Annotated in this window: 7 protein-coding genes; 3 read left to right on the top strand and 4 right to left on the bottom strand. The window is 42.7% G+C overall.

The window, feature by feature from the left end:
• Window positions 1–55 precede the first annotated feature (55 nt).
• From VJ786_RS06410 to VJ786_RS06395, 4 genes are all read right to left on the bottom strand, one after another.
• The gene (locus VJ786_RS06410) at window positions 56–2,461 is read right to left on the bottom strand and encodes an ABC transporter permease (protein ID WP_099365891.1); all 2,406 of its coding nucleotides are present in this window, start codon (window positions 2,459–2,461) and stop codon (window positions 56–58) included.
• A gap of 216 nt (window positions 2,462–2,677) precedes the next feature.
• Window positions 2,678–5,035, bottom strand: a complete 2,358-nt coding sequence (locus VJ786_RS06405) for an ABC transporter permease (protein WP_099365890.1) — start codon at window positions 5,033–5,035, stop codon at window positions 2,678–2,680.
• Between the two features lie 189 nt (window positions 5,036–5,224).
• Window positions 5,225–5,902, bottom strand: coding sequence for an ABC transporter ATP-binding protein (locus VJ786_RS06400; protein ID WP_099365889.1), 678 nt, complete (start codon window positions 5,900–5,902; stop codon window positions 5,225–5,227).
• 47 nt (window positions 5,903–5,949) lie between these two features.
• Entirely contained in the window at window positions 5,950–7,203 is a 1,254-nt protein-coding gene (locus VJ786_RS06395) for an efflux RND transporter periplasmic adaptor subunit (protein ID WP_099365888.1), read from the bottom strand.
• A gap of 290 nt (window positions 7,204–7,493) precedes the next feature.
• Here VJ786_RS06395 and VJ786_RS06390 point away from each other — a divergent pair, with 290 nt between their 5' ends.
• The 3 genes from VJ786_RS06390 to VJ786_RS06380 are packed head-to-tail and all read left to right on the top strand — an operon-like array spanning window position 7,494 to window position 11,427.
• Window positions 7,494–8,735 (top strand): TolC family protein, encoded by a 1,242-nt coding sequence (locus VJ786_RS06390; protein ID WP_336557454.1) that lies wholly within the window; start codon window positions 7,494–7,496, stop codon window positions 8,733–8,735.
• A gap of 15 nt (window positions 8,736–8,750) precedes the next feature.
• Window positions 8,751–10,103, top strand: coding sequence for a sigma-54-dependent transcriptional regulator (locus VJ786_RS06385; protein ID WP_099365886.1), 1,353 nt, complete (start codon window positions 8,751–8,753; stop codon window positions 10,101–10,103).
• A 4-nt stretch (window positions 10,104–10,107) separates the two neighbouring features.
• On the top strand, window positions 10,108–11,427 hold the full coding sequence (locus VJ786_RS06380) for a sensor histidine kinase (RefSeq protein ID WP_099365885.1): 1,320 nt from the start codon (window positions 10,108–10,110) through the stop codon (window positions 11,425–11,427).
• Window positions 11,428–11,457: the final 30 nt, after the last annotated feature.

The raw sequence follows: 11,457 nt of genomic DNA, 5'->3' as shown, positions 1-11,457 counted from the left end.
CTGCGCTCAGCATGACATGCGGGAAGATTGCTTCGTTCCTCGCAATGACGCTGGCCTACTCATCCCTCAAACTATCCACTGGATTCGCAATAGCCGCCCTCAACGTCTGAAAACCAATGGTCAAAGCCGTGATCAACAACGTTATCCCGGCAGCAATTACAAATGCCCACAAAGGAATCTCTATCCGATACGCAAAATCATTCAACCACTGGTTCATAAAATACCAAGCAATTGGCGAAGCAATCACAAAAGCGATCAATATCAATTTAAAATATCCTCCCGTCAGCAAATTACTGATGTTAAACACCGAAGCACCAAGTACTTTCCGGATACCTATCTCTTTACTCCTTTGCTCTGCCGTAAAGGCCGCCAATCCCAACAAGCCTAAACAGGCAATACCGATCGTAAGAATCGAAAAACTAATTAAAACCTGGTTAGATCGCTTTTCAGCCTCATATTGCATAGCAACATGATTGTCCACAAATGTGTAATCAAATGCCGATTCTGGAATATGGGTTTTAAATGCCTGTTCAACCTGGGCTAAATATTCCTGGGTATGCTCCGCTTCGAACCGGATCATTAAATACCTGATCCCTTCCGAAGGAACATTCATCCGATTGAAATAATATCCACCAATATTTTCTTTTAAACTCTTGAAATTAAAATTTGCAACTACCCCTTGGATTATCGATTTTCCAGCACTTTCTGCGTTTAAAAGTTGACCAACTGCATCCTCCGGTTTTTGGTATCCCAAATACGCCAAAGCCACTTCATTGATCAATACATAGTTTACCGTATCCCCCAAAGAAAGCGACCCAGGCAGGTCACGTCCTGCCAAAAGCTTTAATCCAAGGGTCTTTACAACAGGACCATTAGCCACATTCGTAAATACTGGTAAGCCAGCAGGATCTGAATTGCCTGATTTATGAATGTTTTTTCCACTTTCGCCCAATCCAGGAATGGCTTGGGTGCCTGTAATTGCCGTAGTCCCTGGAATCTGGTTCAATCCATTTACCAAGCTTTCATAGCTCTTCGTGGTCTTTATCGAAATGGTATTGATTGCTAACAACTTTTCGGGATTAAAACCAATATTTCTATCCGCAATGTATTTCATTTGTTGGATCATAATGATCACAGAGATGATCAGGATGATGGAAGAGGCAAACTGAAAAACGACCAAGCCTTTTCTCGCAGGTTCTACCAAAGCTGCGTTTCTACTTTTCCCTTTACCCATAAGGTTCAATGAACTGATACTCGATAGGTAAAATGCTGGAAAACTACCCGCAAACAGGGTGGTGATCATTAAACAAGCAAGAAGGATCAACAGGATTTCTATAGAAAGGAAATGCTGGTAGGAGAGTTCAGCCCCTGTAATGTTATTGAATAATGGAATGCCGACCAAACAGAGGATAAACCCTATACTGATGGATATGCCACTTAGCAGCATGGTCTCCATTAAAAATCGGGTTCGAAGTTGTTTTTTAGAGGCTCCAAGTACTTTATTGACACCAACCTCTTTGGCATACAAAGTTGTTTTTGCCGTAGCAAGATTCATGTAATTGATGCAGGCAATCAAGAGTACCAGACCCGCTAGATAAAGTAAGTTTTTTACCCTATCGATATCGCCATTTTTAGGACTGTTTCCTTCTCGAAACGATTTGGAATAAAGATGGACCTTATGAAGGGGCTGTAGATAAAAATCCGTAAAATATTGATTGGATTTTTCGACATGCTTGTCGATCAATGCGGTGGAGAGTTCTGAAATGGTTTGGGGATCTGCTGTTTCCTGAATCTGAATATAGGTTTCGTAACTGGCATTACTCCAATAAACGTTTTTTCCCATCCAGCTATCCATAATGTTAAAAACCATTTGGCAATCCAAGCTACTGTTCTTAGGTAGATCCTCATAAACGGCCGATACTTTTAGGGTATCCCTTTGGTTGAGGATGATCAATTGATCTATGGCAGATGCATCTCCAAACAAGAGTTCTTTTCTGGATTTGGAGATGGCAATGCTATTGACATCTTTAAAAACAGTGTTCTTATTTCCTTCAATAAATTGGAAATCAAAAATGGAGAATAGAGAAGCATCAGCGAGATAAACGTTCTTTTCGACAAATGTTTTTTCCCCTACCAGGATGGAAGAAGGGGTTCCGAAATCATTCTTTACCAATCGGGTGAAGTTGACAACTCCTGGAACTTCCTCTTTGATGGCTGGACCAACGGAATTGGGTAAGTTTACCCAGATTTCCTTATCATATTCTGGAGTAGTCTGCATGTTAACTCGATAGATATGTTCTCCCTTCGGGAAGAATTTATCATAGCTTAGTTCGTATAGTGCATAGCCGATTAATAATAAGGCAATCCCCAAACTGATGGATAAGCCAAAGATGTTAAGCAAACTGAAAAACTTGTTTTTCTTGATGCTTCTCCACGCTATTTTTAGGTAATTGAGTATCATTATTTGGTTTTATGTTAGTATTAAATGTTATTTTTTTTTCGTCATTGCGAGGAGTTCTACGTCATTGCGAGGAGGTACGACGAAGCAATCTTTGGACATGCGGGAAGATTGCTTCGTTCCTCGCAATGACGCTGGCCATTGCAATGACGAAAGCCCTCGCAATGACGCGGGGCCTACCCTTGACGCTGGCCCTCGCAATGGCTGACCCTATTCACCCTACTCATCCCTCAAGCTCTTCACCGGATTTGCAATTGCCGCCTTAATAGATTGAAAACTCACCGTAAAAATCGTTATCAAAACCGCCCCGATTCCAGCTATTAAAAACACGCCCCAATGAAGCTCAATGCGATAACTATAATTAGATAAAAATTTATCCATAGCCCAATATCCTATCGGGAATGCGATCAAACATGAAACCAGCACCAAACCCACAAATTCTTTTGAAAGCATACGAGTAACCGAAAATACCGAAGCCCCTAAGACCTTCCGTATTCCGATTTCTTTGGTTCTACTTTCTGCCATGAAAGCCGCCAAACCAAACAATCCCAAGCAAGAAATAAATATCGTCAAGCCCGCAAACAACGTCGCCAATTTTCCAGTCCTTTCCGTTTCCTCAAATTTCCGAGCATAAGCCTCATCAATAAATTTATAATCAAATGGAAAATCCGGATTATATTTTTTCAATACCTTTTCCGTTCTATCCAAAGCTTCCTTACTACTTAATTGCGGATTGAAGCGGATATGCATCGTGTTCATATTACTGGAAGCACCCTCGATCAAAAGTGGTTTAACTGGTTCAAAAGGCGATTCTTGGATAAAATCCTTAATCACCCCAATAATTTGGAATTTACTCGATCCATCCATGAAATATTGCCCGATCGGATCTTTAAACCCCATGGCTTTTGCTGCGGTTTCATTAATGATAGCTGCAGTGGAGTCCGTAGCATAACTACCCAAATCAAAGTCGCGACCGGCAACCAATTCAAATCCTGCCGTTTCCACCACCTTATCATCCGCTGTCTGACGGTTGAATTGAATAATCGCATTCGGATCTTTTCCTTCCCAAGTGAATCCATTCCAACCACTCCAACGCTCCGTCAGTGGAGACATCATTCGTGTAACCGATTGTGCAATGCCCTCAGCAATCAATTCCTGTTTAATTAAGACCGCATTTTTAGAAATATTCCCAAACTCAGGTAGGAAAATCAGGTTCTCCTGCTTATAGCCATAATCGCGATCCTGAGCATGTTGGATCTGTTTCCGAATCACTAGTGTGCTAATGATCAGCAAGATGGCAATAGCGAATTGCGTGACTACCAAAATCTTTCTCGGATTGAGTTTATAATGTATATGCCTGAAACGTCCTTTTAAAACTTTTATAGGATTGAAGGAAGATAGGAAGAAGGCTGGATAGATTCCTGCCAAGATGCCTGTCAGGATAATAAATCCAAGGAATAGCACCCAAAAACCAAATTCTTGGAACGAGATCTGCATCTTTAAACCTACCAATTCATTGAAGCTTGGTAAACAAAGGAAAACCAATAATAAGGATAGGATTCCGGAGAAAGTTGCCAAAAGCAGCGACTCCGACAAAAATTGGAGCACCAAACTTGATTTCTGTGCGCCAACCACTTTCCTTATCCCTACCTCTTTGGATCTCTTTTCACTTTGCGCTGTACTGAGGTTCATGAAATTGATGCAAGCAATCAATAGGATAAATACCGCGATCACGATAAAGATCCGCACCATTTCGATCCTGCCACCAACTACTTCGCCATTCTCATATTTATTGTACAGAAAAACTTCTGAAAGTGGTTTCAGGAAAAATTGTGCCTCAGTATTGGAATGTTTTGCAGGTAGGGCGGTGAACTGCTTGTTAATTTGATCTACATTTGCGTTCTTCTCCAACTCTACATAGGTATAAACTGAACTATTGCCCCAATTTTCATCTGATTGCCCTTGTTTTTCCATTAAAGACCAAGGCAGGTAATATTCATATCCTTGGAAGCCATTGTCTGCTCGCCCTGCCTTTAACACCGCACTCACGGATAATATTTCGGTACTATCAATATGCACCGTTTTTCCTACAACATCTACGGATCCAAACATGTCTCTTGCCAGTTTTTCGGATAAGACGATTTGATTGGGTGCAGTGAGGACATTTGCTGGATTTCCACTGTATAAAGGGAAATCGAAAATGCTAAGAAAGCTGGGGTCAACGAATGCACCAATTCCGGCTACCAATTTTTTGTCGCCAACCTGGAATAGAAATCCTCTTGTCCCATTTAACCGGGAAGCTGATTTGACTTCAGGCACATCGGTTTTCAGTGCTGGTACGAGGGGTTTCGGGGTACCAAACCATACGGCGATATCATTGTCGGTGGGTTCTTTGGTTCCAACGGCATAGATCTGATCCGATTTTGGGAAATTGTTATTGATGGAAAACTGGTGGTTTACCCATAGTAAGATCAACATCGAAGCAGCCATTCCGATGGCTAAGCCTATGATATTGATAGCTGTAAAACCCTTGTTGGATTTTAGATTCCGGAATGCAAGTTTGATGTTGTTGTTCATGAGTTAATTGTTTTATTATTATTTTTTGTTTTCGGTTTCGCGTCATTGCGAGGGTTACGTCATTGCGAGGGACGAAGCAATCTTTGGACATGCGGGAAGATTGCTTCGTCGTGCCTCCTCGCAATGACGCGTATGATTACTTCGTCGTGCCTCCTCGCAATGATGCGAAAAATCCAATGACGCATCAACTTAAACCCCTACCGTCTCCAAAATAACCTGCCCATCCAGCATCCTAATCACCCGATCCGCAAATTTTGCATCATGCTCCGAGTGGGTCACCATAACAATCGTAGTCCCTAATTCATTCAATTCCGTCAACAGGTGCATCACTTCATTACCATTGCTCGAATCCAGGTTTCCCGTAGGCTCATCCGCCAAGATCAATTTAGGATTATTCACCACCGCCCGGGCAACTGCAACCCTTTGCTGCTGACCACCCGATAACTGCTGTGGGAAATGGTTCCTACGGTGCATGATCTGTACCTTCTCCAACACCTCTTCCACTCGTTTCTTCCGTTCTGCAGCCGGCACATTCGTATACACCAATGGCAGTTCCACATTTTCAAAAACGGTCAACTCATCGATCAGGTTAAAACTCTGGAATACAAATCCGATATTATGTTTCCGCAAATCGGAACGCTTACCTTCTTTAAATTTCGCTACTTCTATATTATTGAACAGGTAACTTCCCTCGTCCAGATCATCCAATAATCCCACGATATTCAATAAGGTGGATTTACCACAGCCCGATGGCCCCATAACAGCCACGAATTCCCCTTCCTTTACATGAATGTTCACATCATTCAAGGCCACGGTTTCCACCTCTTCGGTGCGGTAAAATTTTTGCAGATTGGTTATTTTAATCATGTTTCTCTAATTATGGAGGTGTACTATTTTTATGAATTGTTATAGGTTTATTTTTTGATATTCAGTTCCTGAATCTTATCATAGCTTTCATAGCTGGATACGATTACTTTGTCTCCAACTTTCAAACCGCCCAGAACTTCATAGAACTGTGGGTTCTGTCGGCCTAATTGGATATCTGCCCGATAGGCTGTCGTTCCATTTTTATCCAATTTGAAGATCCAATTTCCGGCAGTCTGCTGATAGAATCCTCCCTTGGCCAATAATAAGGCTTTGGTTTCATCACTCAGTGCCAAACGGATGGATAGGGTCTGTCCACGGCGGATACTTTCCGGTCTTTCCCCCACAAACTCCATATCAACCTGGAAACGACCATCCTTAACCTGGGTATACACTTTCTTGATGCGTAGATCATAGGTTTTATCCCCAATGGTAAATTGCCCCTGTAGATCAGGGAAGATCCTGTTGATATAATGTTCGTCGATATCCGCACGGATCTTAAATCCGGTCAGTACATCGATCTGCCCCAACCTTTCCCCGGCCGATTTATTCTGTCCGATCTCTACATCAAAGGAAGTCAATTGTCCATCGACTGGCGCTCGGAGGATCAGATCACCCACTTTCTGGCGCATCAAGGCCAAACCATTCTGGGTTCTCTTATAGGTCTCCCTGTCCTGAGCCACCTTCTGGTTGTTGGATACTTCATCCTGCTTCAGGATCTGTTTGGTTAAGTTTACCCGTTCCTTTTGATAATTATAATCGTTCAATGATTTTTGGTATTCCTGCGATCCGATCGCCTTCTCGGCCAATAATTTTTTGTTCAAGGTATATACCCGATCAGCTTCCTTTAACGCCTGTTCCACATCCGCCATTTGGTTTTTATTGCTGATGGAAACCTGCTGTGCATTGGTCTGGGCAATCTGTGCTTGGGTCAATAGATTCAATACCTGCGTTTCCTGTTGGATAAGCGATAGTTCCAAATCCGTATTGGATAAGCGCATAATGGGATCTCCCTTCCTTAGGTGGGCACCATCTTCCACATATTTTTCTTCCACACGGCCACCTACAGAGGCATCCAGGTAGATACTACTGATGGGCTGCACCGTTCCATTGATAGGAATGAATTCTTGGAAGGATCCTTCCTTTATCTCTACGATGGAAATTCGTTCCGCATCCACATTCAGTTTACTATTGCCACTCGTGAAATAATAGCTTGCTCCAATTAAGGCCACAACTGCCACGATCCCGACAAGGGTTAATATTCTTTTAGAGTTCCAGGTCTTCTGTTCAATCGGTCTGTCCATTGATAAATCTTTGTATTTGCTATTTGCATAGACAAGGTTGTGCCAAACTTATAAGTGGTTGATTATCAGCTATTGTTATAAGCAATTAGGGAAGTGACTGTTCGTTAATGAACAGTTGCCTGTTCGCTCATGGACAACCATTCCAATCCCTTATTTTTAAGTGTTTGATTTTCAGCTTTCTAAATATTTGGCACAGGCTGTGGGATGTCTTGGAAAATTAATTCATGAAAAAAATATCCACAGTTTTAATAATTTTTGTTTGTTGTTTAGTTTGCACGGTTAAAGGACAGGTGAGCGACCTGTCCTTGACCGATTGCATTGCGCTGGCGATCAAGAACAATCCTACATTAAAGCAAGGGGAACTACAGGTTTCCCGCGCGGATTTATATTATAAACAGGCAAAATATAACCGTTTGCCAAATCTGAACGGCAATATCTCCCACGATCTTACCCAAGGTAGATCCATCGATCCGACAACCAATCAATACATAGATAAGAGCAACAGTTCAGGGAGACAATCCCTGAACCTGAGCTTGCCCATTTTCAATGGTTTTGCCATTCTCCATGATATCCGGATGCGTTCGAATGCAAAGGATGCAGGAAAACTGGAGTTTGAGGGACAACTGAATGAGCTGAAATTGAATGTTATTGAAGCCTATATCAAAGTTTTGACCGCTCAGGATATGTTGAAACAGACTGAAGGGCAATTGACCGTTACCAAGGAGCAGTTGCAGCGATCTGAAATCATGCATAGGGAAGGGAATATCAATCCTGGTGATTTTTATGACCTCAAGGGGCAATATAGTGCAGAATTGAATGTCTTGGAACAGACCAAACAGTCCCTAAACAATGCACGGGTTTCCCTTGCAGCCCTATTGAACATCGCACCGGAAGATTTGCCTGGATTAAGGTCTGTAGATACCGCTCCGAAAGCCCAAACACAATCTGCCAAAGAGCTGTTCGAAAAATCCCTGTTCAATATGCCAAATTATAAGGCGATGGATTGGCGGATCAAGGAAATGGAAGAGAGTGTGAAATTAGCAAAGGCAGATTATTTTCCATCCTTATCCTTATCAGGAGGAATGAGTACCAATTATAGTCGCGAAGGGGGATCCTTTTCCAGTCAATATAAAAATAACCTCTACAAAGGTATCGGGTTGAACCTGAGTATCCCTATTTTCAATAAGTTCCAGACCAGGACACTGGTTCGCTTGGCAGAGGTTAATCTGGCAAGTGCAGAATTGGATCGGGAAATCCTAAAGAATGAATTGAGATCCAAAACCGCCCAAGCGGTATTCGATCTCGCGATCACCCAGGAAAACCTGCAGAATCTTCGGGAACAAGAACTGAACTACACGGAAGCTTTTCGGATTTCTACGGTTCATTTTGAAGCGGGAAATAGTAACTCTGTACTTTTTTTGACAGCCAAGAACAAATTGGATGCGGTAAAAAGCCAATTGATCATCAAGGAATATGAATGGTTGATGCAAAAATATATCAATGATTATTACGCAGGTTCATTGGATTTATAAGTAACTTAGCGAGGTATGAAAAAGGCAACCATTTTAGTTGTTGATGACGATCAGGATTTATTAACCGCTACCCGAATATTATTGAGACCAAACGTAAAGGAAGTGCTGGTAGAGCATAATCCCGAACGATTGATCCATATCCTGGAGCGCAATAAAGTGGATATGGTGCTTTTGGACATGAATTTTAAGAGTGCCATCAACACCGGCAATGAAGGGCTGTTCTGGCTTGCCAAGATCAAATCCCAATTCCCACATATCCATGTTTTAATGATCACAGCTTATGGTGCGGTGGATCTGGCGGTAAAATCCCTAAAACAGGGGGCGGCAGATTTTATCGTGAAACCTTGGCAGAACGAACAATTGCTGAATACCATAAACCATGTTTTTGAGGAGAACCAACAGGTACAAAAAGTACATCCTGTTTTTGTCAATAAAGAATTCGATGGTATAATCGGGAAATCCGCCATTATGGAGGATCTACAATACAAGATGGATAAGGTAGCTCCGACCGAAGCCAACATCCTGATCTTGGGAGAGAATGGTACGGGTAAGGATTTGATCGCCTCGGCCATTCATCAACGCTCTTTAAGGAGTAAAAATGCCTATATTAAAGTGGACGTAGGTTCATTGACCGAAACGCTTTTCGAAAGTGAACTTTTTGGTTATAAGAAAGGGGCTTTTACGGATGCTCGAGAAGACAGGAAGGGTAGGTTTGAGCATGCAGATGGTGGAACCTTGTTCCTGGATGAGATCGGCAATATCGCTCTGCCACAACAGGCTAAATTATTGAGTGTACTCCAGAATAGGGCGGTGGTTCCCTTGGGAAGTAGCCATCCCATATCGGTAGATATTCGCCTGTTGAGCGCCACGAATGTGCCCTTGAAAACCTTGGCGGATGAAAGCAGGTTCCGAAAGGATTTGATCTATCGGATCAATACCTTAGAGATCCAAGTTCCCGCACTTCGCGAACGGGTAGAAGACATCCCTTTGCTTGCCCAGCATTTTCTGGCTTTCTACAATAAGAAATACCACAAACATATCGAAGGCTTGGAGCAGGATGCGGTTCAGAAATTAAAACAATACCATTTCCCGGGCAATGTTCGCGAGCTACAGTACAGTATTGAACGTGCGGTGATCATGTCGGATGGGGCTAGCATACGGGCGGAGGACATCCTGTTTTCACCTATTGAACAACAGCTGGAGCAACCCAAACCCGTGGAGTTTGCATCCCATAACCTGGAAGAAATGGAAAGAAAGGCCATCAAATCGGCCATTGAAAGATATAACGGCAATATTTCAAAAGCTGCAAAAGAATTGGGTCTGACCCGAGCGGCACTCTATAGAAGATTGGAAAAATACAATATTTAATACCATGCGCCTGGCTATTTTCGATTTCCTGAAAATGCTCTTCCTCTTGGCGCTTGCCGTTGGGGTAGCCCTGCTTATTTTCAAAGGGTATTATGGTTATGCGGTCTTATCGTTCTTTATGCTCAGCATTTTTGGTTACCGCCTATTCGCTGGCCATCGCTTTTTATATACCCAGTTGCGCGAATTTTCGGAAGCCGTAAAGTATCGGGATTTCACCCGACGTTTTGTGGTGAAACGTAAGCACAGCGTCGAAGGTAAGTTATTTGAGGCGTTCAACCAGATCAACGAGGTCTATAAGAACATCAGTATAGATCAAGCCCTGCAGCAACAATACCTGAACAAGGTGATCAATATGCTGGATACGGCGATCCTATTTTACCATGTGGATAGTGGAAAGGTGATGTGGTTGAACGATGCCTTTAAGGAGCTGTTTCAGGTTCCACACCTCGGCAATATTTCGGGCATGAAAAAGAGACATGCGGAATTGTATGAGAAAACCATGCTCCTAAAGTTGGGCAAGCACCAGATGGAAACTGCGCATTCGAGTAAGGGAAAGATCAAGCTGTTCATGCAGAGTTCCGAATTTGAAACCCAGGAAGGTTTATTCCGCGTAGTGGTTTACCAGAACATCAACGAGGCTATTGATGAAACGGAGACCAAGGCATGGCATAAACTCTTGCGTGTACTGACCCATGAGATCATGAATTCCATTGGCCCCATCAGTTCACTTGCCGACACCCTGCACCATCGACTGGAAAACTGGACTTCCGAATCGGATCTCGAAGACCTGAAGGTTGGTATCTTTACCATCAAAAGAAGGTCAGAAGGGCTGCTGCAATTTGCCAAGAGCTACCGGATGATCAATAAGGTGGACCAACCGCAATTTGCCGATGTACAGGTGGTTCAATTGTTCGAAAACATTTACCAACTCTTGGAACCCACCCTTCTACAGAAAAACATTGACCTGGATATCGTGATCAAAAATACCCGACTGGTTATTCAGGCAGACGTGAACCTTTTGGAACAGGTCATCATTAATATCCTATTGAACGCCATTGAGGCGGTTAAAGATCAGCCTGAACCTTACATCACACTTTCCGCTATTGAACAAAAGGATAATATACAGATCCGGATCAAGGATAATGGGATCGGGATGTCTCCAGAGATCCAAGACCAGATCTTTACCCCATTTTTTACGACCAAAAAGACGGGTACAGGGGTTGGTCTAACCCTCAGCAAACAGATCATGCTCATGCACCATGGCAACCTCGCCGTGGATAGTAAAGAAGGCGAGGGCAGTACGTTTACCCTGCAATTCCCTTAACCTTAAAAAATCGATGTTTTCAGTATGTAA

The sequence above is a fragment of the Sphingobacterium tenebrionis genome (assembly GCF_037126265.1).
Lineage (GTDB): Bacteria > Bacteroidota > Bacteroidia > Sphingobacteriales > Sphingobacteriaceae > Sphingobacterium > Sphingobacterium tenebrionis.
This window is presented reverse-complemented; position numbering and strand designations above follow the sequence as displayed.

What these genes read in the sequence shown, in the direction of transcription:
- VJ786_RS06410 (WP_099365891.1), bottom strand. Translation starts at nt 2,461, where the DNA reads ATGATACTCAATTACCTAAAAATAGCGTGGAGAAGCATCAAGAAAAAC.
- VJ786_RS06405 (WP_099365890.1), bottom strand. Translation starts at nt 5,035, where the DNA reads ATGAACAACAACATCAAACTTGCATTCCGGAATCTAAAATCCAACAAG.
- VJ786_RS06400 (WP_099365889.1), bottom strand. Translation starts at nt 5,902, where the DNA reads ATGATTAAAATAACCAATCTGCAAAAATTTTACCGCACCGAAGAGGTG.
- VJ786_RS06395 (WP_099365888.1), bottom strand. Translation starts at nt 7,203, where the DNA reads ATGGACAGACCGATTGAACAGAAGACCTGGAACTCTAAAAGAATATTA.
- VJ786_RS06385 (WP_099365886.1), top strand. Translation starts at nt 8,751, where the DNA reads ATGAAAAAGGCAACCATTTTAGTTGTTGATGACGATCAGGATTTATTA.
- VJ786_RS06380 (WP_099365885.1), top strand. Translation starts at nt 10,108, where the DNA reads ATGCGCCTGGCTATTTTCGATTTCCTGAAAATGCTCTTCCTCTTGGCG.